This window comes from Enterococcus sp. CSURQ0835 (genome assembly GCF_902706605.1).
Classification (GTDB): Bacteria; Bacillota; Bacilli; order Lactobacillales; family Enterococcaceae; genus Enterococcus_A.
This window is the reverse complement of sequence record NZ_CACSLH010000003.1, coordinates 46,657-70,783: the sequence shown is the minus strand read 5'-3', so window position 1 is coordinate 70,783 and position 24,127 is coordinate 46,657. Positions and strand designations below refer to the sequence as shown.

General features: G+C 41.4%; 19 protein-coding genes and 1 pseudogene. 17 read left to right on the top strand and 3 right to left on the bottom strand.

Annotated elements, in window-relative coordinates; genetic code table 11:
• The first annotated feature begins 2 nt into the window (after positions 1-2).
• On the top strand, positions 3-833 hold the full coding sequence (locus GVJ38_RS02410; protein WP_159721574.1) for a TIGR03943 family putative permease subunit: 831 nt from the start codon (positions 3-5) through the stop codon (positions 831-833).
• A 231-nt stretch (positions 834-1,064) separates the two neighbouring features.
• A complete protein-coding gene (locus GVJ38_RS02405; RefSeq protein WP_159721641.1) occupies positions 1,065-3,737 on the top strand; it encodes an HAD-IC family P-type ATPase in 2,673 nt (890 codons plus the stop codon).
• Positions 3,738-3,875: 138 nt separating this feature from the next.
• Here GVJ38_RS02405 and GVJ38_RS02400 read toward each other — a convergent pair whose 3' ends face one another.
• Positions 3,876-5,033 (bottom strand): cation diffusion facilitator family transporter, encoded by a 1,158-nt coding sequence (locus GVJ38_RS02400; protein ID WP_159721573.1) that lies wholly within the window; start codon positions 5,031-5,033, stop codon positions 3,876-3,878.
• 237 nt (positions 5,034-5,270) lie between these two features.
• Between GVJ38_RS02400 and GVJ38_RS02395 the strand changes: the two genes are divergently transcribed.
• The 6 genes and pseudogenes from GVJ38_RS02395 to GVJ38_RS02370 form a co-directional block, all read left to right on the top strand.
• The gene (locus GVJ38_RS02395) at positions 5,271-5,624 is read left to right on the top strand and encodes a hypothetical protein (RefSeq protein WP_159721572.1); all 354 of its coding nucleotides are present in this window, start codon (positions 5,271-5,273) and stop codon (positions 5,622-5,624) included.
• 122 nt (positions 5,625-5,746) lie between these two features.
• Positions 5,747-7,966: a glucosaminidase domain-containing protein gene (locus tag GVJ38_RS02390; RefSeq protein ID WP_235032784.1), complete on the top strand. Its 2,220-nt coding sequence runs from the start codon at positions 5,747-5,749 to the stop codon at positions 7,964-7,966.
• Positions 7,967-8,125: 159 nt separating this feature from the next.
• The gene (locus GVJ38_RS02385; protein WP_159721571.1) at positions 8,126-8,362 is read left to right on the top strand and encodes a hypothetical protein; all 237 of its coding nucleotides are present in this window, start codon (positions 8,126-8,128) and stop codon (positions 8,360-8,362) included.
• A gap of 577 nt (positions 8,363-8,939) precedes the next feature.
• The gene (locus GVJ38_RS02380; protein WP_235032791.1) at positions 8,940-9,719 is read left to right on the top strand and encodes a formate/nitrite transporter family protein; all 780 of its coding nucleotides are present in this window, start codon (positions 8,940-8,942) and stop codon (positions 9,717-9,719) included.
• A 140-nt stretch (positions 9,720-9,859) separates the two neighbouring features.
• Positions 9,860-10,669 (top strand): sugar-phosphatase, encoded by an 810-nt coding sequence (gene yidA / locus GVJ38_RS02375; protein ID WP_159721570.1) that lies wholly within the window; start codon positions 9,860-9,862, stop codon positions 10,667-10,669.
• Between the two features lie 28 nt (positions 10,670-10,697).
• Positions 10,698-10,877 (top strand): annotated as a pseudogene (locus GVJ38_RS02370) (nicotinamide riboside transporter PnuC); the annotation flags it as partial.
• 18 nt (positions 10,878-10,895) lie between these two features.
• Here the strand turns inward: GVJ38_RS02370 and GVJ38_RS02365 are convergent.
• Positions 10,896-11,576 carry a YoaK family protein gene (locus GVJ38_RS02365; RefSeq protein WP_159721569.1) on the bottom strand — a complete coding sequence of 227 codons (681 nt, stop codon included), beginning with the start codon at positions 11,574-11,576 and terminating at the stop codon, positions 10,896-10,898.
• A gap of 362 nt (positions 11,577-11,938) precedes the next feature.
• On the opposite strand from GVJ38_RS02365, the gene GVJ38_RS02360 reads away from it, so the two are divergent.
• Genes GVJ38_RS02360 through cydC form a run of 4 tightly spaced genes read left to right on the top strand, consistent with a single transcriptional unit; the run spans position 11,939 to position 17,827 of the window.
• On the top strand, positions 11,939-13,354 hold the full coding sequence (locus GVJ38_RS02360) for a cytochrome ubiquinol oxidase subunit I (RefSeq protein ID WP_159721568.1): 1,416 nt from the start codon (positions 11,939-11,941) through the stop codon (positions 13,352-13,354).
• On the top strand, positions 13,354-14,373 hold the full coding sequence (cydB, locus tag GVJ38_RS02355; RefSeq protein WP_159721567.1) for a cytochrome d ubiquinol oxidase subunit II: 1,020 nt from the start codon (positions 13,354-13,356) through the stop codon (positions 14,371-14,373). Before GVJ38_RS02360 ends, cydB begins: the two co-directional genes overlap by 1 nt.
• Positions 14,370-16,088 carry a thiol reductant ABC exporter subunit CydD gene (gene cydD / locus GVJ38_RS02350; RefSeq protein ID WP_159721566.1) on the top strand — a complete coding sequence of 573 codons (1,719 nt, stop codon included), beginning with the start codon at positions 14,370-14,372 and terminating at the stop codon, positions 16,086-16,088. Before cydB ends, cydD begins: the two co-directional genes overlap by 4 nt.
• The gene (gene cydC, locus GVJ38_RS02345) at positions 16,085-17,827 is read left to right on the top strand and encodes a thiol reductant ABC exporter subunit CydC (protein ID WP_159721565.1); all 1,743 of its coding nucleotides are present in this window, start codon (positions 16,085-16,087) and stop codon (positions 17,825-17,827) included. The genes cydD and cydC overlap by 4 nt, the downstream gene beginning before the upstream one ends.
• Before the next feature lie 35 nt (positions 17,828-17,862).
• Here the strand turns inward: cydC and GVJ38_RS02340 are convergent, their stop codons facing one another.
• Entirely contained in the window at positions 17,863-18,837 is a 975-nt protein-coding gene (locus GVJ38_RS02340; protein ID WP_159721564.1) for a polyprenyl synthetase family protein, read from the bottom strand.
• 89 nt (positions 18,838-18,926) lie between these two features.
• Between GVJ38_RS02340 and GVJ38_RS02335 the strand changes: the two genes are divergently transcribed.
• From GVJ38_RS02335 to GVJ38_RS02315, 5 genes are all read left to right on the top strand, one after another.
• Positions 18,927-19,829 carry a prenyltransferase gene (locus tag GVJ38_RS02335; RefSeq protein ID WP_159721563.1) on the top strand — a complete coding sequence of 301 codons (903 nt, stop codon included), beginning with the start codon at positions 18,927-18,929 and terminating at the stop codon, positions 19,827-19,829.
• 18 nt (positions 19,830-19,847) lie between these two features.
• Positions 19,848-21,056 carry an NAD(P)/FAD-dependent oxidoreductase gene (locus GVJ38_RS02330; RefSeq protein WP_159721562.1) on the top strand — a complete coding sequence of 403 codons (1,209 nt, stop codon included), beginning with the start codon at positions 19,848-19,850 and terminating at the stop codon, positions 21,054-21,056.
• A 439-nt stretch (positions 21,057-21,495) separates the two neighbouring features.
• The gene (locus GVJ38_RS02325) at positions 21,496-21,717 is read left to right on the top strand and encodes a hypothetical protein (protein WP_159721561.1); all 222 of its coding nucleotides are present in this window, start codon (positions 21,496-21,498) and stop codon (positions 21,715-21,717) included.
• 434 nt (positions 21,718-22,151) lie between these two features.
• Positions 22,152-22,472 carry a DsrE/DsrF/TusD sulfur relay family protein gene (locus GVJ38_RS02320; protein ID WP_159721560.1) on the top strand — a complete coding sequence of 107 codons (321 nt, stop codon included), beginning with the start codon at positions 22,152-22,154 and terminating at the stop codon, positions 22,470-22,472.
• 9 nt (positions 22,473-22,481) lie between these two features.
• Complete coding sequence (locus GVJ38_RS02315; protein WP_159721559.1) at positions 22,482-23,597, top strand: cysteine desulfurase family protein; 1,116 nt, start codon at positions 22,482-22,484, stop codon at positions 23,595-23,597.
• Positions 23,598-24,127: the final 530 nt, after the last annotated feature.

Genomic DNA, 24,127 nt, shown 5'->3' with positions numbered 1-24,127 from the left:
ATATGATTCGTTTTGTAATTTTATCTGGGTATTTTGAATTGATGATGTACTTGCAAGTCTCCGGTAAATTGAATCAATATATCAACGTTCATTATCGCTATTTAGCGTACTTGACGATGGGGTTGAGTTTATTGCTGGCGTTAGTGCAATTAAAAATTTGGGCCAGTGGCGAAAAACCTCATGTTCATTTGGACGGTCATGATCACGGGTTGAAAAAACCGTATCAACGAGGGATCGCCTATCTCTTATTGAGTTTACCTCTGGTGGTGGGAACACTTTTTCCAACGGTCAGTTTAGATACGACGATCGTTGAGGCAAAAGGTTTCAGCTTTCCAGTCAGTAAGGAATCAGTCGGTGACCCTGAAATGAATACGCAATATTTAAAGCCTGACACGAGTATTTATTACAATAAGACGGATTATAATCGTCAAATGACGCAGTTGATGAAAAAATATGAAGAAAAACAAGTCTTGGAAGTAACCGACGAAAATTATTTAGAAGTCATGGAGTTAGTTTATAATTATCCTAACTCGTTTGTAGGCAAAAAAATCTCGTATAACGGTTTTGTCTATCAAACTGAAAAAGAGCAAGAAAAATATAATTTCTTATTCCGTTTTGGGATCATCCATTGTGTAGCGGATTCTGGTGTTTTTGGGTTGTTGACAAAATTACCAGCGGACACGCCAGTGAAAAACAATGATTGGCTCCACGTAGAAGGAACGATCGAACTAGATTACTTCGAACCCTTTAAACGTCAGATTCCAGCGGTAAAAGTGGAACAGACTTCCACGATCTCACCACCTAAAAACCAATATGTGTATCGTTCGTTTTAGAGGATAAGTCTAGCAGTTGCTAGGCTTATTTTTAGCAAAAAATTAACTAATTTTGCTTATTTTTGACAACTGACGTTATGTTTGCTAACTTGGAAGAAAGAGTACTTAGTTGATCAAAGGAGTGTGAAGGGCATGGACCCAGACGCCGAGCCGTACTTATTGCAGTTTCTTGACGGTCTGCCGTATTTCCAAAAAGAATAGCTCGTTGTTTGTCGAAAGTTACTTTGGCAAATAAGGAGTGAAGTAAAATGTGTAAAAAAAAATTATCAACTAGAATTAACCGAATTAGCAAAAGACTATCCTCAGCAGAACTTTGAACAAGGCTTGTCTAAGGAAACCGCACGTGAAAAATTAGCTGTTGAAGGACCCAATAAATTGACGAGCCGGAAAACGCCGCGATGGCAATTGTTTGTTCGGCAGTTCCACAATTTGATTATTTATATTTTAATGGCAGCGGCTAGCTTGACGCTTTTGATGGGCCATGTGTCGGATGCGATTGTGATCGCATTCGTCATCATTGCCAATGCTTTGATCGGTTATTACCAAGAAGCGAGTGCCTCAGATGCATTAGAAAAGATCAAGCAAATGTTGTCTCAACAAGCTACCGTTTATCGTGAGGGACAGCGGATCGATTTACCGGCTGAAGAATTAGTGACTGGAGATGTCGTTTTTTTAGAAGCTGGTGATAATGTACCGGCGGACTTGCGCTTAGTAGCGTGTGATAATTTGCGGATTCAAGAAGCCGGGTTGACAGGTGAAGCAGATTCGATCGAAAAGCAAGCGCAACCGTTGACCGGCGACTACCCGCTAGCAGAACAAAACAACATGGCCTTTGCCTCAACGTCTGTTACAAATGGTAGTGGACTTGGCGTGGTCGTGGCGACTGCTGAAGCGACCGAGCTGGGTCAAATCTCACAAGAAGTCCAGCAAGTCAAAAAAAGACGCTCACCTTTGATGCGTCAGATCGATCAAATCGGGAAAGGGGTTTCTAGTGTCGTCTTAGTTGCAGCAGTTGTTTTGTTTGTTTTAGGTTTACTGTTTGAAACGTATTCGCTGACTGTTTTGGCGTTAGCTGTTGTCACCATGATTGTCGGATCAATTCCGGAAGGTCTGCCAGCGACGACTTCGGTGATCTTAGCGATGGGTGTTTCAGAGATGGCTAAAAAACAGCAAACGATCGTTAAGTCACTGCCAGCAGTCGAAACATTAGGCTCGGTCAATGTTATCGCGACCGACAAGACCGGGACTTTAACGAAAAATGAGATGACCGTGACGGATCTGTTTTTACCCACTCAACAAATTACCGTTACCGGCCTAGGCTATGAACCTGTTGGGCAATTGCTGGCTGAGCAACGACCTGTTCCAGTTAGTGCCGCATTGCAGGCTTTTTTACAAGGTGGTTTTGAAGCCAATGATACGGAATTAGTAGAAACAGCCGGGCAGTGGCACATCAACGGGGAACCAACGGATGGGGCATTTTTGACTTTGTACCATAAAGTTTTCGAAGCACCGCCAAAAGACCGTGAGCTGGATCTATTACCGTTTGATTCAGATTACCGCTATATTGCAAAACTCGTTGAGACACCGAGCGGACAGCAAAAGATTTGGATCAAAGGTTCACCTGATAAATTGATTCCGCTGGCTAAAGCAGCAGATCCTGATTTTGATGTTGCGGGTTGGGAACAGCGGGTAGCGTCTCTATCTAAAACCGGTAAACGAGTCGTAGCAGTTGGGGTAAAAAATGTGACGAACGAAACAAAAGTCACGCATGAACTATTAGCTAGTGGGATCACTTGGTTAGGTCTGGCAGGGATCATCGACCCGCCAAAAGAAGAAGTGATCACGGCATTAAACGAGATGAAACAAGCCGGAGTAGCCGTTAAAATGATTACGGGGGATCACCCGTTAACTGCGCAAACAATCGGCAAAAAATTGGGATTGGCCGACCAGGTCCGTGTCATCACTGGAGCGCGATGGGATGAGTTAACGTTAGCCAAACGGTCTGAGGTGGCGGTATCGCACCAAGTATTTGCTCGGATGACCCCTAAAAATAAATTGGAGATCATCGAAGCGCTGCAAGCTAGCGGTGCAGTGACAGCTATGACTGGTGATGGTGTCAATGATGCACCTGCGTTAAAGCAGGCGGACATCGGGGTTGCGATGGGTCGTAGCGGAACTGATGTGGCAAAAGATTCTGCTGATATGATTTTGGCTAATGATAATTTTGCAACGCTCGCAAAAGCGATTGCAGAAGGGCGACGTATTTATGATAATATCAAAAAAAGTATCTTATTCTTACTACCAACTTCATTTGCTGAAGGCTTGATTATTGCTTTTACGATCTTAGCGCAGCAGCCGATGCCTTTGCAGGCTACGCAACTGTTGTGGATCAATATGGTTTCAGCGATCACGATCCAGTTTGCGTTTATTTTTGAGCCGGCAGAAGAGAAGATTATGGAACGCGCGCCTCGTGAGCAAAAATCATTGATGGACCGACATGATATTTTTCAAATGGGCTATGTTTCAGTCTTGATGGCGGTGATCAGTTTACTCGCCTACGAGATCGTCATCCATCTAGGAGCGGATCAAGCAACCGCTAGTACGATGATGGTCAATGTGATCGTGGTCAGTAAGATCTTTTATTTCTTTAATATTCGTAGTAGCGAATCCGCCTTTTCTGAACGGGTCTGGGCTAATCGCAAAGCATTCCTGATTATCGGATTGATGATCGGACTGCAAGTGTTACTGACTTACGCGCCTTTTATGCAACAAATCTTCCAGACGACAAGTATCAACTTAGTGGAATGGGGACTAGTGATTGCAGCTGGAGCATTAGTGTTGGCTGTTACAGAAGGCGATAAGTGGGTGCGAAAAAGCCGATTGATCGCGGAACAACAGCCGTAATAGAAACGTTTTCCAATTTTAAGTGTTGCTGAAAAATAAAAAAGACTCAGACTGGAATGTCTAAGCCTAAGCGCTGCTAAGTGAAGCAGCGCTTTTTAGTGCTATTTTTTGTTTTGGCGAGTAGTTAGCTGCCAAACTTTACAATAAATAAGTCCGATCAAAAGTGATCATGAGTTTAGCGGGAATCACTTCTTTGATGAAGCGTGCAGCAATCTCATCGTGCAATTCGCTATCAGAAAGTTTGAGTTTTTCTGGTACGACTAAGTCAAAATGTAATGTTTCCGGCACCGTTGTGGAATCGATTCGTAAATCATGCATTCTCAGCTCAGGGTGGATCTCACGTAAAACATTTCTTAGGCCAGGCGCGACACGTTTGAATTCTTGATCATCAAGGGGATAGGGATCTAAATGACAAACGAGATCGACATTCAGATTTTTTTTAATATCTTGTTCGATTCGATCGATTACATCATGAGCATGGGCTAATGTCCATTCTTCATTTACCTCAATGTGGACTGAAGCAAAAATACTGTTTGGTCCATAACTGTGGATCAAAAGATCGTGGTAGCCGATAATTGTCTGATAGCTATTCAATCGTTCTTTGATCGCACTGATCTCTTTTTCCGGTGCGCGGACGCCCATCAATTCATCCACGAATTCTTTGATCATCTTCACGCCGCTATAAATAATGTAGAGTGCGATCAAAAAACCAAAGTAACCATCGACTCGCCAACCGGAAAGCCATTCGACTAAAGCGGAGATCAAAACAGCAATCGTAGTGTACACATCATTTAAACTGTCTTGAGCAGTTGCGTGCAAAGTATCTGATTCGATCGCATCCCCTAAGCGATGGTACATCCGATTTTGCCAAAACTTCATTAAAATTGATAAAATCAATACCACATAAACGATCGGGGTCAGGGAGACGCTGACGGGGTTGAGAATTTTCTCAAAGGAAGTCTCTAAAAAATTCACCCCAACGTAAGTGATCAAAATCGAAACTACGAAACCACTGATATACTCAAAGCGTTCATGCCCATAAGGATGACCCTCATCAGCCGGTTTGCCAGCGACTTTGAAACCAGCCAGTGTGATGATCGAAGACGCAGTATCTGATAAGTTGTTCATTGCATCGGCCATGATCGAGACACTGCCAGAAATCGAGCCGATAAACATTTTAGCACCAAATAGTAAAAAATTAGAGAGCAACCCCAGCAGCCCCGCCAAGATCCCGATGCCGGTTCGCTGCTGATTGGGGAACTTTTTTTTCATTTGTTGGATCAAAAAAGTCAGCATAAAAAAGCTCCTTCATAAATAAAGTCAATATGAAAATTATAACGCAAGTCTAGGGGAAAAGAAAAGTAGTTGCCTTTCAGATTAATTGAGGTAAACTTTTTGATTTTTGGAGTAAACCTTAATTGAAAAAATATTAGTGTTTCTTTAGGCTCTTCCTATTTCTATTGGAGGTAGATTAGGTATAATGGAAATGAAAAGGAATTCAAAAGACGTATTTATCTTTGGGGGGTTATCCAAATGGAAAAAGAAGTGAAAGATCTAAAACTATGGGATATCGAATTCGATCAAGTGATTGAATTATTACGTGATTTTATTGCAGATTGGAAAATTTCAAAAAATAGCGATCTAAATGAGTATTTGAAGAGCCATTCAGGTTATTTTAAAAGTGATCAAGAAACAAAAAATGCGATTCGCGTCATCTTAGGCTACGCCAAAGAATTGATGGATGGTAAACGGACCGAAGTTGGTTTTACAGATAATAAAATTTGGGAGAACTCAGCTGGAGAAGCAGTCCGCATGAGTCGCTTCCACACCCGTCAAGCTTCTGAACTCATGAATGAAATTATAAAAGGGACTACGATCAGAAATTAAAATAATTTTCAAAATATGAAATTAGGTAAATGAGAATTATTTTAGACATAAAAATTGAATCATGCTATCATTATAATGCATGAGAATTGTGAGATTTCAAAGAGAGAAACGAGGGATTACGATTGAAGTATAGGAAGTTTGCTGGCTTGTTAGCAATGGGCTCATTGATTGCGCCAACGGTTTTGTCAACAGAAAAAGTTTTTGCTGAAGATGTACCAGTTGCTAGCACCAGCCAAGTAGCACCACAATCAACGACAACCGCGACATCGACTGTCGCTTCTACTACATCAGTATCAGAAAAAGCAATGGATTCAACGAGTGGGGCAGCAGCACCTGCTGAAGCTACTACTGCGCCAGCATCTAGTTCAAGTGAGGCTGCTGTTTCAACTAGTCGTTCTGAAGTTCAAAAATATCAGTTGACCGTCAATGATACTCCGCTAAGTCAAGCGACTTATACGGATGATAAAGGAAATGAAGTGACTTTTGAACGCTATCAAGATGTGGAAGCTGGAGCGTTAGTCAAAGTGGATCTGCATTTAGCGGACAATTACGAAGTGGATGCATTCGAAGCGAAAACAACCACTGGTGATCCAGTCAATCTTACGCTAGGACCAACTAGTGGGATGTTTGTTATGCCGGCAGGGGATGTCGCATTTCACGTAACCTTTAAAGAAAAACCGGCAACCCCTTCAGTCCCAAGTGACAGTTCGTCAAGTTCGAGCACCTCAAGTTCAACGACGAATGAAACGAGTACGACAACGTCTAAATCATCTAGTTCTGCTAGCAGTACGACGAATCCAAGTTCAAGCACTACCAGCAATTCGTCAAGTTCAACCCAAGGATCGCAAAGCCAGAGCACGCATTCATCCAGCAGTAGTGCAAGTACGACAAATGAACAACCGAATAATTCAACTGAACCAAGCACCGGCCATGATCAAAGTGGCAACAATCAAGGAACTGCTAATCCTGGGAACAATTCTTCTTCTGGACCAGTAACCGTTCCTAACAACAATGCCGGCCGCCAACCAGCTGGAACTGCTAACGATATCAAAGTTCCGTCAAATGAAGCTGTTCCCGAGGTCAACAATGATGTGCGACAAGCATTAGTTAAAGAAGCGTATCAACATCTAGGTAAGGCATATGTTTGGGGAGCAAAAGGGCCGAATACATTTGATTGTTCTGGTCTGACCCATTACATTTATGCGAAAGTCACTGGTCATGAGATTGGTGGCTGGACTGGAGATCAACAGTATTCTGGTACTCAGATCCCCGTCAGTGAAGCGCAACCAGGAGATTTGTTGTTCTGGGGAGCACCAACAAGTGTGACATCTCACGTTGCGATTTATATTGGGAATGGACAGTATATCCATGCGCCACAGCCAGGAGATGTCGTGAAGATCACGAACTTAAGCGACTTTATGCCAACTTTTGCAGTACGTGTGAATGTCGCTGGGCTATCACAAGCAAGTAGCAGTTTGTTAGGATCAATCGGTAGTGGAATTACAGGTTCTGACGATGAAGGTGGTTTCCACTTTAGTAAAAACCAGACGACGGATGAATTTATTAAAAAAGTTGGCGATCTAGCACGTAATGTCGGACAAGAGCATGATATTTATGCATCGGTTATGATCGCGCAAGCTATTTTAGAAAGTGGTTCTGGTAATAGTGCACTGGCTTCAGAACCTAATCACAATTTGTTTGGGATCAAAGGGAAATTCCAAGGTAAAGGCGTCACTTTTAGTACGTTAGAGCAAGATGAAGGTGGCAAAAATTATCAGATCCAAGCGGAGTTTAGAAAATATCCTTCTTATAAAGAGTCGCTTGAAGATTATGCAGGGTTGTTAAAAGATGGTATTTCAGGTAATAAGAATTACTACAAGCCAACTTGGAAATCTGAGACTAGCTCGTTTAAAGATGCAACGAAGTACTTACAAGGACGTTACGCAACAGATAAGAAATATGCAGAAAAATTAGATGCGATTATCGATACGTATAATTTGACGGACTACGACCATCAAAAAGCAGATGATATTAGCTTAATGAGTCACAAAAAGACCACCCAAAATAAAATTGGGCCTTCTTTAGAGGAGCTAAACACGACCTTTGTATTAGATGACGTGTTAAAAACAAAATTGATTACGGATATCACGATCGGACCTAAATTACCAAAAATGCTTTCGACTCGTTACTTCGTAGATCTGTTCCGTGGTGACAGTTTGATCGAATTAGCAGCGACGTCTGCTAAAGCGCAGCGCCGACATGAGAGTGAACTGCCAGCTAATTCACCGATCTATATTGCATTAAGTAAGAGTTTGATGGCGATTTTACCACCAGTTGAATAAATATTAAAGACTCAGAACGTTATTTTCTGAGTCTTTTTAGTACAGTTTTTTTTAAAATTAACAGGAATAAGTTTTTCAGAAAAAATCACCGAAAAGGCTGGCTTTTTTTTACTAAGAGGTCTATAATCGCGTCGTAGTAAAAAATAGGTGGTGTCAGCAGTGGATTGTCAAGCATTGTATCAGTTGGTGGGCGAGAATTATAAAAAGATCGTCACGATTGAATTATATGGACCATTTTGTTATATTTATAAAACTAAAACAACAAGATTTACTAAAAAGCGAAAGTTAGTTTCAAACATTCGAGGAACGTATAAACGGGAAGATCTGCCAGAGATCTTGGCATTTTTACATAAGCATCACTTTGAAGTCGATATTCGAGATTCCCTTTTAGTTTAAAAATAAGTCAATTAAGGGACAGCTGCGTTACGCAGTTGTCCTTTTTAGCTCATAATAAAGCGGGATTCAAAAATTGGAGGCTCACCGCTCATATCTTTGACTGGATAATAGTGTTTGATAAAGTTGAAGAAGGCTTCAAGTTTCGCGAGATTAGCAGCTTGGATCGTATAGCAGGTGGTGACCATAGAATGATTTTACGTGACTCAACTTCAGCTGTTAAGTTTTGTTTAACTATCTTTGATTTAGACTTAAGATTATTTAAATGAATTCGAGTGTTTGTCGTCAAATGAAACTAGCCGTTTGAAGCAAACTGAAGATCCAATGGGAACTGCAGTTATTAATAAATGAGGTTAACAAATAATTGGCGTTTTCTTTTGAATAGTAGTGTAAAAAAGTTGAAAACGTGCTGAAAATACGTTATCATGCGAGTATATTATTTATGAACTAAGTATGAATAAGGATAGAAGGAAGGAACATTATGAAAATGATGGGGATCGATGAAGAGATGTCATTGCCAGTGGAAGAAGAGGTTGGAACTAAAGTCGAAGCAAAAACAAACGAGCTAACAGAATCACCAATGATGACCCAAATCGATTATTCAATCAAGAAAAAATTGCAATTATTAAATGGAAGCTATAGTCGTTACGCAGTTCGTGCGGTCTTAGCTTGTATGTTCTTAACACTAGGGACCGCGGTTGCTTTTTACATCGCGATTAAAACAGAACATGCGATTCCAGGTTTAGAAAAAATGACGTATGCGTTTATGTTCAGTTGGTCGCTTGTCATGATCTTATATTTAAATGCTGAACTAGGCACTTCAAATATGTTGTATTCAGTCGTTGGAATGTATCGCAAAAAAATGAATTTCTCGACTGCAATCAAATTATTAGTTACTTGTATCTTTTTCAACTTAGTCGGCGGTGTGTTGTTTGGCTATTTAGTTTCATTGACAGGGCCGTTTCAACATATGGAAACGACGAATTATATGTTTACCGCGATCGGTAGTAAATTGGCAAAATCTACCAGTCAGATTTTGGTAGAAGGGATGTTTGCCAACATCGTCGTAAATATCGCCGTTTTAGCTAGCTTGCGCATGAAAGATGACGCAGCCAAAGTTATGTCAATCATCTTCATCATTTTCATCTTTGCTTTCTTAGGTTATGAACACGTGATCGCCAACTTCCCAGCCTTTTCATTAGCCTTCTTTGCTTCTCATGGAGCGATTCCTGAGTTGACGGCGGCAAATGTAGTCCACAATTTATTCTTCACCTTGATCGGCAACTTCATCGGTGGCGGATTAGTAATGGGACTAGGCTATGCTTGGTTAAATAAAACTGAAACTGATTATGTCGATTAAATAGATGGAGAAGCTAAGGCGTTGTTCTTAGCTTCTTTTTTTAGCTCACCGATCGAAGTGTAACAAGTTTTTAATCTCGATTGACGCAGCGTTCAAGAACTCGTATGATGAAACGAGGAATTTTTTTAGGAGGGACAGCAATGCCAATCAAACTCGTTGCCATTGATATGGATGGTACTTTATTAAATGAACACAGCAGGATTAGTCCGAAAGTCTGTGCAACAATCAAACAAGCGAAAGAAAAAGGCGTTAAAATCGTTTTATGTACAGGCCGGCCGTTACCTGGCGTCAGTGAACATTTGGCGACACTAGGACTGACTGACAGTGAAGATTATGTCGTGACGTATAACGGCGGTTTAGTTCTAAATACTCATACACAAGAAGTGATCGCATGTCACACGTTGAGCCATGACGATTATTTACAAATCGATACGTTAGCTCGGCAATTAAAGGTTCACCTTCACACGACCACAGAAGATACGATCTATACGTCAAATCGTGATATCAGTCCGTATACGGTCCATGAAGCTTATTTAGTTAATATGCCGATCAAATACCGAACGCCTGAAGAGATCACTGAAGAACTTAAAATTATCAAAATGATGATGATCGATGAGCCGGAGATTTTGAGTCAAGCGATCAAACAGATCCCACCAGCATTTCACGAAAACTATACGATGGTCCAAAGTGCGCCGTATTTCTATGAATTTTTGAATAAGCAAACCAATAAAGGGGAAGCATTAAAAGAATTAGCGGAGTATCTTGGAATCAAGCAAGCTGAAGTGATGGCGATCGGTGATGCAGAAAATGATTTGGCTATGATTCGTTATGCCGGACTGGGAATCGCGATGGGAAATGGAACGCCAGATGTGAAAACGGCAGCTGATCAAATCGTGGCTACGAATCAAGAAGACGGTGTCAGCGAAGCAATCGAAAAATTTGTTTTCTAATAGGCGAGTGACTTCGGGATTAGTTTAAATGGTTTTATGGTTTATTTCACACCAGCATGGTTCAGCCAGTTTAGCGATGTTTATCAACAGCTTCGTTTATTTACTCAACGATGTGTTAGCTTCTACAGTCTCACCTTGGTACAATCAAGCAGAACGGCAAAGGTTACAAGAACAAGAAGCAGCTTATTTTCGTGTGCCTCAATCATAAGAAGAGCGGTTCGCAGCGTTAAGCTCGAACCGCTTTTTTAGCTTGAGTGAAGATGATTAAAAGTGCGAGTAGTAGCAGGCTGCTAGAAAATAAAATCGCAGCTCCATGTAAGTAGGTCACAAGACAACTCGTTGCGGCAGCGCCTAAAACAAAACTCATAATGATGACGAACGTATCCCGGACTTGTTCACGCGCTTTGGCATTATGATAAAGGAAGCCATCAACAAAGCTCGCTGCTAATTGTCGCAAGTTTCCGGTCATCATAAGGGAAGTAAAGGCGCCGTCTTTTAAACGTCTGAATTCTTGCAGTTGGGCAGCAGCTGCAATCGACAATAGCGCACTGGCTAAAGCATCTGGCAAGACGTTAGAAAAAAGTGCAACGAATACCATAAAGCTGATTTCCCAAACGATGACAAATAATTGCCGCGCCCCAGCAAATGAAAATTCGTTGAAGCGTCGTTGAATGATGCGGCTGATGATCGTCCCTAAAGCAAAAGCCGTAATCGCAGTCAAATAGTGGCTGATCTGACCTTGGTTTTTTCCCAGCAAATGAATGCCGAGTAAAATCAAATTCCCTGTTTGTAGTCCGGCAAAAACTTCGCCGTGAACGAGATAACTATAAGCATCCAATCCGCCGGCTGCAATAGCGAGTAAGGAGCCGATGCCTAGCGTTTCATGGATCGGGATTTCTTTTTTCATAAAAAAGACCTCCTTAATTTTTTTGCCTTTATTATCTACTCTCGGCTGAATTTAGCAAATGATTTGTTTAGCCGTGAATCAATTTGCTCGCCATAGTTAAAAGCCTTGAGCAGTTTTGAGACCGATCAAGGCTTTTTAAAGTTTTTAAGAAGTGTTCAGTAAGTTACAGAATAGATTCCCTTTTATTAAACCATACTTGTCGCGAAAAAACTTATCGCTTTTTCTACTAAGGTCGTTGAATTTTTGATAAGACGACTGTAATTAAAATATTTGGTTTTTTACCGCTTTCACGGTATATTAAAAGTGACAACGTGTCAGTGGTGACGGCCCGTTATCAGAATTTTCAAAAAGGAGGGACTACTATGGATATTGTGACGTTGGCCAGGTTCCAGTTTGCGATGACGACGGTTTTTCATTTTTTCTTCGTGCCGTTTTCAATTGGACTAGCTTTGGTCGTGGCGATCATGGAGACATTGTATGTCAAAACGAAAAATGACAAGTATCGACAAATGGCAAAATTTTGGGGGAATATTTTTCTATTAAGCTTTGCAGTTGGTGTAGTCACAGGTATTATTCAAGAATTTCAGTTTGGAATGAACTGGTCTGATTATTCGCGCTTTGTCGGCGACATTTTTGGCGCACCGTTAGCCGTTGAAGCATTGCTGGCCTTTTTCATGGAATCAACATTTTTAGGGTTGTGGATTTTTACATGGGATCGAGTCAAACCAAAAGTCCATGTTTTGTTCATGTGGTTGGTCACAGCTGGCTCGATGTTATCCGCACTGTGGATCTTAGCCGCCAATAGTTTTATGCAACATCCAGTTGGATACACACTGCGCAATGGTCGGGCAGAGATGACGGACTTTGGAGCTTTGCTTGCCAATCATCAAGTCTGGTATGAATTTTTCCACGTGATCGCTGGTGCTATTACGATGGGCGGGATTATCGTGGCAGGATTATCTGCGTTTCAATTATTAAAAGACAAAGTCCAAGAAAAAGATTTATTCAAAAAAACTATCCGCATCGGCTTAGTGCTATCATTATTTGGTTCGATCGCTGTTATGGGGGTGGGAGATTTACAAATGAAAGCGTTGATTGAAGATCAACCGATGAAATTTGCTGCCATGGAAGGTACCTACGAGGACACGGGAGATCCAGCTGCGTGGACTTTAGTTGCGTGGGCCAATACGCGAGAGCACAAGCGAGTGTTTGGGGTGGAGATCCCTTACATGTTGAGTATCTTGTCGTATGGGAAACCAACTGGTGCCGTTAAAGGAATGGACACTGTCAATCGAGAGTTGACGGAAAAATATGGCAAACGGGATTATTATCCACCAGTCAATACACTGTTTTGGAGTTTTCGGATCATGGCCGGTTTTGGCGTTCTGATGTTTTTAGTTTCGGCATTCGGATTGTTTTTCACGCGGAAGAAAAAAGCGATTTTATATGAAAAACGATGGCTGCTGCGGCTATTAGGTTTATGTACGTTCGTACCATTTATCGCCAACAGTACCGGTTGGTTCGTGACAGAATTTGGTCGTTATCCGTGGACCGTCTACGGGTTATTTACGATCGAAGAAAGTGTGTCACCGAATGTTTCGGTCACCTCGCTGTTGATTTCAAATATCGTCTACTTCTTGCTGTTTTCCGGTCTGGCTATCACAATGATCTACCTCGTTCGGCGTGAATTGCAAAAAGGGCCAAACTTTGAAGAACGGCAATTGGCAAAAGATGCGGCTAGTAACAATGATCCTTTTGATAAGGAGGCGATGAGCTAATGAGCGGCTTACAATTATTATGGTTTATTTTGATCGCAGTCTTGTTTTCCGGCTTCTTCTTTTTAGAGGGCTTTGACTTTGGTGTAGGGATGTCAGTTCAGACACTGGCTCATGGTGAAGGAGAAAAAGATCAGATCGTCTCGACGATTGGTCCGCTGTGGGATGGTAATGAAGTGTGGTTATTAACGGCTGGGGGCGCGATGTTTGCGTCGTTTCCGTATTGGTATGCTTCATTGTTCAGTGGTTATTATTTGATCTTGTTCATTATTTTATTTGGGTTGATCATTCGGGGCGTTTCGTTTGAATTTCGTCATCGGATGCCAACTGAACGTAAAAATCTTTGGAACTGGACGCTGGCTATTGGGAGTTTTATCGTACCGTTTTTCTTTGGGATCTTATTTATCAGCTTGATCCAAGGAATGCCGATCGATGAAAATGGCAATATGACTGCGCACTTTACGGATTACATCAATCTCTTCTCACTAGTAGGTGGGGTGGCATTGACCTTGTTGTGTTACTTGCACGGCTTGAATTATATCGCGTTAAAAACGTTGGGGCCGGTCAGAGAACGAGCCCGGAATTATGCTCAGCTTTTTTATGGGGTTTTATACGTTGGCTTAGTCGTATTTGCTATCTTGCTCTTTTTCAAGACCGACTTTTTCGATCGGCATTTGCTTTCAACGCTACTCCTATTAGTGGGAATCGTTGCGTTGACTGTTGTAGCAAATATCGCAGTGGTCAAAAAACGCGAACTGCTCGCCTTTTTAGCTAGTGGTTTGACGATGGTCGCCTTAGTAGTCTTGCTGTTTAGCGGTTTATTCCCACGGGTGTTGATCAGTTCTTTGGGCTCACAGTATGATCTTTTGATCGCAAATGCTTCTTCATCGCCTTATACGTTGAAGATTATGACGATCGTTGCTTGCACGCTGTTGCCATTTGTTTTAGCTTATACCGGGTGGGCATACTATGTCTTTAGAAAACGGATCAAACATCCGCATTCTGTGGGGGCACAAGGATGATCGACAAGGCATTATTAAAACTTCCTGGTGCCAAAAAAATGTTAGGATTGCTTGTAGGACTCGCGTTTCTACAAGCAATCTTTATCATTGGACAAGCTTTTTTCTTGGCTTTAGCGATCACTCATTTGTGGGAAGGTCAAGTAATCAGTGAACAATGGCGTTGGCTTGCTTTATTTTTAGTCGCGTACAGCGCTCGCCAAGGGATCATTTTCAGCCGTGATCGGCTATTAGATCGGTTTGCGGAAAAAAATGCCACGAAGCTGCGAAATGAATTACTCCAGCAGCTTTTTTATTTAGGGCCCAAAATCGTACAAGAACGCGGGACTGGTAGCATGACGACGATGGCACTAGAAGGAATCCATCAAGTGGAAGAATACTTGCATTTAATCTTCGCGAAGATCGTTAATTTGATGCTGATTCCTTGGATCATTTTAGTGGCTGTTTTTTTACTGGATTGGCGTTCAGGGCTTACGTTGCTTTTAGTTTTTCCTTTGATCATTTTGTTCATGATCATTTTAGGCTATGCGGCACAAAGTAAAGCCGATAAGCAGTACCAAACGTTTCAACTGTTATCGAATCATTTTATCGATTCGTTGCGAGGGATCGATACCCTTAAGTATTTTGGCTTGAGTAAAAATTACAGTAAAAGCATTTTTAAAACGAGTGAACGTTTCCGAAAAGCTACAATGAATACGTTGAAGATCGCGATCTTATCAACTTTTGCCTTAGATTTTTTTACTACTTTATCGGTTGCAGTGGTCGCCGTTTTTTTAGGTTTGCGTTTGATCGAAGTAAAAATCTTATTATTTCCAGCTTTGACTGTTTTGATTTTAGCAACGGAATATTTTTTACCGATTCGTGATTTTGCAGGAGATTACCATGCTACGTTAGATGGGAAAAATGCTTTTTCCGCAATCCAAACGATTTTAGCTTTACAAAAGCCACCGCTAAAGTCCCAGCAGTTACCAGTTTGGCAAGCTACGAGTCAGTTGATGCTCACAGATGTCGCATTTACGTATGACCAAAAGCCGGCTTTAAGCCAGATCTCTTTAGCTGTGAAAGGCTTCAAAAAAATCGGGATCATCGGGGTGAGCGGTTCGGGCAAATCGACCTTGATCAATTTGCTCAGTGGTTTCTTGCGTCCAGACCAAGGAAAGATCCAGCTCGATCAACAACAAATAACTGCTTTTGAGCAAGCGGATTGGCAAAAGCAATTGATTTATTTACCACAAAATCCTTATATCTTTCAACTATCGATCCGTGAAAATGTTGCGTTTTACACACCGGAAGCTAGTGAAGCTGAGATCTTAGCCGCGATTGATGCGGTGGGGTTGACCTCACTTGTCCAGGAACTGCCACAAGGACTGGACACCGTTTTAGGGGAAGGTGAGCGCAATTTAAGCGGCGGTCAAGCACAACGGATCGCACTGGCACGTTCATTTTTAGATCGCAAACGGAAAATCTTATTGTTTGATGAACCGACTGCGCATTTAGATATTGAAACCGAAGTCGAGTTAAAAGAAAAGATGCTTCCACTGATGAAAGATCACTTAGTTTTCTTTGCGACCCATCGGTTACATTGGGCTAAAGAAATGGATTATCTATTGGTGATGGAACACGGGCAGATCGTCGAACAAGGAACGCTAGCTGAATTGTTAGCTCGAAAAGGCGCTTTTGTCCGATTAGTCACGAGTATGAGAGGAGAGCGGACATGAGAAAAACTGAATGGACCGCACTCAAACACGATACGTGGGTCAGACCCTTTTTAAAGCAGTACCGCAAAAGTTTGATCCTGGCGATTTCGTTGGGGATTTTGACGTTTATTTGTGGGAGTGCCTTAATGTTTACCTCGGGTTTTTTGATCAGTCGCTCAGCCGCGTTACCGGAAAATATTTTGCTCATTTATATCCCGATCGTTTTGACTCGAGCATTTGGGATCGGTCGACCGGTTTTCCGCTATGTCGAACGTCTAGTCAGTCACAATTGGGTGTTGAAGATGACTTCAGGCTTGCGAGTGAAATTGTATGAGACTTTAGAACAAGACGCGATCTTTTTTAAGACGCGCTATAAAACAGGTGATATTCTCGGTTTACTAGCTGAAGATATCAATCATTTACAAAATCTCTATTTAAGAACGATCTTACCGACTGTGATCGCTTGGGTCTTATATGGACTGATCATTTTATTACTAGGCTATTTTTCTGTTTTCTTCGCTTTATTCATGCTCTTGTTGTTAGGGATCATCGTTTGGGTGGTGCCGGCATGGTCGGTGGTCGTTAACGGCGCACGGCAAACAAAACAAAAACAGTTGAAAAATGAATTGTATCGTGATTTGACTGACAACGTTCTAGGGATCTCAGATTGGATCTTTAGTCAGCGAGGAGCAGAATATGTTACCGCGCATGAACGTTCAGAAGAAAAGTTACGTCAAGTGACGCGTCAAGTCCAAGCTTTTAATCGCAAACGGGATCTAATCGTGCAATTGATTTTTGGGATCATCGCATTGAGTCTTTTGGTGTTTACGAGTCAAATCTTTGTCGGGCATCACGGTGGAGCAGCCAATTGGATCGCAGCTTTTGTCTTGACGGTCTTTCCATTGATCGATGCGTTTGCTCCACTACCTGGGGCCGCGCAAGAAACGAATATTTACCAAGACTCTTTAACGAACTTGAATCAGCTGCCGCAGATCACACCGGCCACGACCACTAAAGTTATGCCGACTGCACCGTATCAATTAGCCGTTAAAGCTGTTCATTTTGCTTATCCGCAAGGCTCTGAAGTATTAAAGGGGATCGACTTAACGGTCGCGCCCGGCGAAAAAATCGCTCTTTTAGGAAAAAGTGGTTCAGGGAAAAGTACATTAGCACATTTGATTCGAGGCGACTTGCGACCAACGCAAGGTGCGATTCAGTTAAATGAAGTGGATACAGCTGATTTAGACGATGACATTAGCCAAGTCATTGGCGTGATCCAACAAAATCCGTATTTATTCCACACGACGATCTTAAATAATTTACGTTTAGGAAATGAAGAAGCCAGTGAAGCTAGTGTGTGGGAAGTTTTACGCCGAGTCGGTTTAGAAGCTTTAGTTAAAAGTTTACCGCAACAGTTAGAAACGATCGTTGATGAAGCCGGCTTACGTTTTTCAGGGGGCGAGCGGCAACGTTTAGCTTTAGCTCGAATCTTGTTGCAAGACGTACCGATTATTTTATTAGATGAACCGACCGTTGGATTAGATCCAATCACGGAGCAAGCATTACTAGATACTTTTTTCCGGGAACTACAAGATCAAACGATTATTTGGATCACCCATCACTTGCAAGGGATCGATTTGATGGATCGTGTGATTTTTGTGGAAGCAGGTCAGATCACGATGGAAGGTTCGCCGCAAAGTTTGGCACAAAAAAACCGCAAGTATCAACACTTGCGGGAAGTCGATCGTGGATCTTTTTGATCGTAGCGGAACTCAGTTACTTAGGTATAACAGATTCAGTAAGTCCGCTTGAGCAGTTGGTCAGCTAATTGGGTGATCATTTGTTGAGCGGGACCTGCTGGCAGCTGTTGGATCGCAACTAGTGCTTCATCGATATAGGTCTGAGCAAAGGCTTTTGCTTTTTTTACGCCTTGGTAGTGCTTGACTAAGCGCGCGACTTTTTTGGCTTCTTGTTTGGTGATCTGCTCGTTTAAATAAGGTTCAAAGGCGGCTGGATCTGCTTGGCGAGCTAAGAGCAGCGGCAACGTATAGATTCCTTGAGCCAAATCTTCTAAGGCCGGTTTTTTCAAGGTAGCTGTAGACGACACATAATCCAAAATATCATCATAGATCTGAAAAACGATCCCGATATTTTGACCGATGGTAGCGGCTAGCTGTTGCGTGTTTTCATCAGCCCCGCCAAAGTAAGCCCCTTCAACACAAGCTAAGCGGAAAAGTTCGGCGGTCTTGCCAGTAATACTATTCAAATATTGATCGAGGGTTTTCGTAGGTAAAAAGCGAGTCTGCATCTGATCCAATTCACCTAACAATAAGCGCTTCATCGCTTGAGCATTTTCTGCCATAAAAGGGGAGCCGTTGATGTGTTCGATCAAGATCTCAAAATAGATCGTAAACAAGAGATCCCCCGTATAAACGGCAACGTCTTTGCCATACCGAGCTTGGATCGTCACTTCGCCCCGGCGTAAGGGCGAGTCATCGATAATATCGTCGTGGACTAAGGTTGCCATGTGAAGTAATTCTAATGAAGCGGCAAGCTCTAATAAACCGGTTTCTGAAACGCGCTTTTCTTCAGCTAGTTCAGCAAACAATAGAAAAAAGGCTGGTCGCAACATCTTGCCGCCAGAACGAGTAAAATCCAGTAAGGCTTCTTGGATTTCGCGGTTATCGATCGTTACTCTTTGTTCAATCAGTGAGCATACTGCTTGGAGTCTTTTTTGAATTATAGGATAATTATTCCAGAAGTCTAACATAGAAATTTCCTTTCCAATTTGATCATAAAATCATTTTACCTTAAAAGGCCCAAAAATGATTTAGAAATGTTTAGAAATGAGATGAAAAATTGAGTTTAGCTGTTTTTTTGGAGCTGGTAGAATTTAAAGCTAAGACAGCGAGTGTCTTACCTTTTTTGATCGGCTTATGTTATAGCTGGTATAATTACCATATGCTCCATCCGCTCTATGTCGGATTGTTTTTTATCGCGATGTTTGTCTTTAACATGTCAGTCGATATTTTAGATAATTACAATGACTACCACCATGCAAAAGAAGGGCATGACTATAAAGAAAAAACAAATATCATTGGCCGTGAGCAGCTTTCTGTTCGCTTAGTTTTTTGGTTGATGGTAACGATGATCGTTTTTTCAGCCGCAATCGGGGGTTTCTTAGCTGTCAAAACAGGCTGGCCGCTACTTTTGATGGGTGGTTGGTGTTACTTAGTGGGGATCTTGTATTCTTCCGGTCCGCGACCGTTGTCTAGTCTGCCACTAGGAGAATTTTTCTCGGGGATCACGATGGGCTTTATGATCAGTTTGATCTGTGTCTATTTGAACACGTATGAGGCTTTTACGTTTGATGCTCCAGAGCTATTGGCGATTTTTTTGATCGCATTGCCGAATACTTTTTGGATCGCTAATTTGATGTTAGCGAATAATATTTGTGATTTGGAAGAAGACGAGAAAAATGAGCGCTATACGTTAGTCCATTATTTGGGCAAACGCCGGGCACTTCAACTGTTTACTAGTCTGAATCTGTTAGCTTATGGTGCGATCGTGTTGTCTGTGTTGTCAAAGCTTGCCCCGATCACGTTGTTATTAAGTTTTTTAGCCGCACCTTTTATCTTTCAGCAGACGAAATTATTTTTACACAAACAAGTCAAACGGGAGACGTTTATTTGTGCGGTTCGCATTTTAGCTGTGGGTTCATTTAGTCAATTCTTGAGTTTTTTGTTAGGATTGATAATTTAAATAAAGGAGTGACAAATCATGACAGAAGTTGTTATTTTAGGTGCCGGCTATGCTGGGTTGCGAACATTAAAGGAATTACAACAAAGTAAAGAAGATTTTCATATCACCTTGGTGGATAAAAATCCCTATCACTTTGAAGCAACAGCTTTACACGAAGTAGCTGCAGGTACGCAACCAAAAGATCGCATCTGCTATGACATTCAAGATGTAGTTCGTCCTAGTAAAACGACTTTTTTACAAGCCGAAGTCACAAAGATCGATCGCAAGAATCAAAAAATATTTTTTAAGAGCGGACCTGAACTAACTTATGATTATTTAGTCGTTGCGTTAGGTTTTGAATCAGAATCGTTTGGTATCCCAGGTGTAAAAGAAAATGCGTTAGAAATGGTAGATATTGATTCTGCTGAAGCAGTCTATAATCATATCGTCGATCAAATGAATGGGTATCGCAAGACGAAAGATCCCAACGCTTTGAAGATCGTCGTGTGTGGCGCAGGTTTTACGGGGATCGAATTGCTCGGTTCACTAGTTGAGGCTCGCAAGCGCTATGCGGGGATGGCACAAGTCGATGAAAATCAAATCGAGATTTATTGTGTCGAAGCAGTCACGCGTTTACTACCGATGTTTGAAGAAAAATTGGCTAACTACGGGATCAAACACTTAGAAGACTGGGGCATTCATTTCTTAACTGGAAAACCAATCAAAGAAATCAAACCGAATGTTGTCGTCTATGAAGACAATAAAGAAACTGGTGAAAAAGTCGAGCTTGCGGCTAATACGATCATTTGGACGACCGGTGTCAGCGGGAGCCATGTGATAGCTGACTCTGATTTTGAACAACGGCGAGGACGGGTAATGGTCAATCCTGATCTGACAGATCCTAACCATGCTAACGTTTATATTATCGGAGATGTCTCAGCTGTCAAAAATCCTGAAAATGATCGACCGTTCCCAACTACTGCTCAAATCGCGTTGAAGATGGGGTCTTGTGCGGCTAAAAACATCAAAGCACAAATCAAAGGTCAACCGACACAGCCATTTTCATTTAAATCATTAGGCTCAGTCGCTTCGATCGGGAATACGCATGCCTTTGGGATTGTTGGTAAAACAGCCATTAAAGGCTACCCCGCATCTTTTGTTAAAAAAGCCATTATGGACCGTTCCTTGTTAGAAACCGGGGGTGTGAAAGAGATGTTATCAAAAGGTCGCTTTGATTTGTATCATTAAGTCGACCATTGAAAGTTATGCTCTAATTTAATTTAAGTAAAGCTGTCCTCATCATTGGGGCAGTTTTTTTATTTAGGGTGGGGGAGTGGATAGTGGGTAGGCAGAAATAGAAAATACACTTTGTTCATTTATGGTCGATCGAATCAAAATAAAAGCAATAAGTCATTTCAGAGCGGATTTAATCATATTTTAATAATTCTGTTAAATGCCTAAAATAAAAAAACGTTCTTATTAATCGTTTGAAGGTAAGAACGCGTTTTTTATCTGAATATTCAGTTTTCAATATAACGAATATTATTGAAGGTTTCCGGTTTAGAAATCCTTCGTTAATCGTTTGCATGTAAAGAGAAAACGCCTAAAATATGATTAAGAAGTTGTGGTATCATTTGCTGTCATTACTGTTAGTAACCGTGGAAAAAATAAAAATCAGGTGATGAACATGCAAGTAAAATATGTCTTTCATGATCCCGTAAGTGGGCGCAAGAAAAAAGGAGTCCAAATGCGACTGACCGATCGCATTCCGCAAAAAGGTGAGTTGATTTCGTTGAAACGAAACAATCACGAAAGATTATTTGAAGTGATGGAAGTAGAAAAAAGTGAAGTCGGCTATGGCGAACAAAAAAAGATCCTTTTATTAGTTCGTGTAAAAATGGCAGAATGACTCGAAAGCTGTGCTGGTGAATCCCGGCACAGCTTTTTTGGATTGTCTGATATGAGCGAACCAAAAAAGACCTGAGTAGACGACCCAGGTCCCAGAGTAGTCAAGGGGGAAGGTGGAAGAGATCAATTGAGTGTGTGTGTTAGTAAAAATTGATCTTTACGAGAATTATGTTTTTTATGGAAACATTTTTATCCCTTGACACTTCTAAATAGGCGATCAAAATAAATTTATGCCATTTTTTGTCCACTTTTTTCATAAAAAATCGCAATCGAGCTAATCAAGTAGCAAGTTATATGATTCCAGCAAGTTTTTTACTGGGAAAATAAATTGCTAATAAAAATATCGCAAATTCGGTAATGAACTTTTTAACAAATCACTACCTTTTTGTCAAAGTTTGCGGTAAGATGCAAGGGAAAACAACTGGAGGGACGAGTATGAAATTAGCGATCATTTTAGAGACAAAGGCAGCAGAAAAAGCGTGGAATGCATTGCGGTTTGCTAACACTGCGCTAAAACGCGAGCATGAAGTTAAATTTTTTTTGATGGGAGAAGCGGTAGAGATCGAAGGGATCACCGATCAAACATATAATGTAGTCGAGCAGTTAGAACGATTTACAACGGCTGGTGGGCACGTCCTTGCGTGTGGGACCTGTTTGCGTTCGCGTCACTTAGACGACCAGACTACTTGTCCGATCTCTACGATGATAGATTGTGTCGAGATGGTGGAGTGGGCAGATAAGACCGTTACATTTTGAGGTGAGCCAATGATTTATTTAGATTACAATGCGACCACGCCGATTGACCCGGAAGTGTTGGCTGCGATGGAACCTTTTTTCAAACAGCAATTTGGAAATCCGTCGAATACGTATTCATTAGGCCTTTCAGCTAGGCAAGCTATCGCGCAAGCTCGCGAAAAAGTAGCTCGTTTAATCGGGGCTCAATCAGCTGAAATTTTATTTACCGGTAGCGGCAGTGAAGCGAATAATACAGTTATTAAAGGCGTGGCTGAGACTTATCATGCAAAAGGGAAACATATCATTACGTCTACGATCGAACACCCAGCTATTTTAGAGCCGTTGAAGTTTTTACAACAACGATTTGGCTTTGAAGTGACAGTTGTTCCAGTCGATGAAAATGGAGCAGTCGCAGTAAAAGATGTTCAAACAGCTCTGCGGCCAGATACGATTTTGGTAACGATCATGCACTCGAACAATGAAACGGGAACCTTACAGCCGATTAAAGAGATCGGCGCGCTTTGTCGTGCCGCCGGGGTTTTATTCCACACCGATGCCTCGCAATCAGCGGGGAAAGTTTCGTTGGATGTGACCGATTTACAAGTTGATTTTTTGACTTTAGCTGGGCATAAATTGTATGCGCCAAAAGGAATCGGGGCACTATTTATCAAAAATGGGCTCACAATCGAACCTTTGATTCACGGGGCTAGTCAAGAAGGAGGGCGCCGTGCCAGTACTGAAAATGTTCCTTATATCGTGGGTTTAGGAACAGCGTGTGAAAAAGCGGCGGATTTTTTACTCACCACGCCGTTTGTTGCGTTACGGAATTATTTTTATCACCAGTTGACCGCAAATTTTGGCCAACAGATTCGAGTTAATGGAGACTTGGCGCATAATTTGCCAAACACATTGAATGTCAGTTTTATGGGTCGCAATGGTGCGCAATTGTTGAATGAACTGACTGGAGTTGCAGCCTCTACGGGTTCAGCTTGTCATTCTGGTTCGACTCAAAGCTCTCCTGTTTTAGCTGCGATGGGAATTCCGAGTGAGGTAGCACAAGGCGCGATCCGCTTTAGTGTCGGAAAGCTGACAACCAAAGCGGAGATCGATGACGTCATTTCGCAATTAAAAAACTTGCTCACTTAAAAACAGTGACTGTTGTTAAAAGATCGATCCGAAAAGAGAGTGAGATAAAATTAGGCGACTTTTTAAGGGGCAAAACCATAATATAGTATTATATATATAATTAATCCCTTTTTAACAATAAACAGTGGGAATATCACTAATAAGGCTATCAAGCTAAATTTCACTAGTCTATTTTGTTCTTTAAAAGTATGACTAGATAGTAGTCGACAAAGAACAACTAATAGTAAAAACAATGAAAAGAAAAACCAGGAATACTTTATAACGAGATAAGATTCATTGTACATCTTTAATGAAGCGCTGTGGTTATAAAGATAAGCTCCTGTTTTTAGATAGAAGCTTAAAAAAATTACTTGAGCTAATATGGCTATTCCAACTACAAGCTTAAATAATTTAGTCGTATACGTTATGAGTCCCAGCAATAAACAATAGCTTATAGCTATCAAAATTACGTAGTTTCTAAAAATCAAAAAGTTGACTATATTCATATCTTCCCCTCCAAACAAAGTAAGCATTAAATTATGTATCAGTTT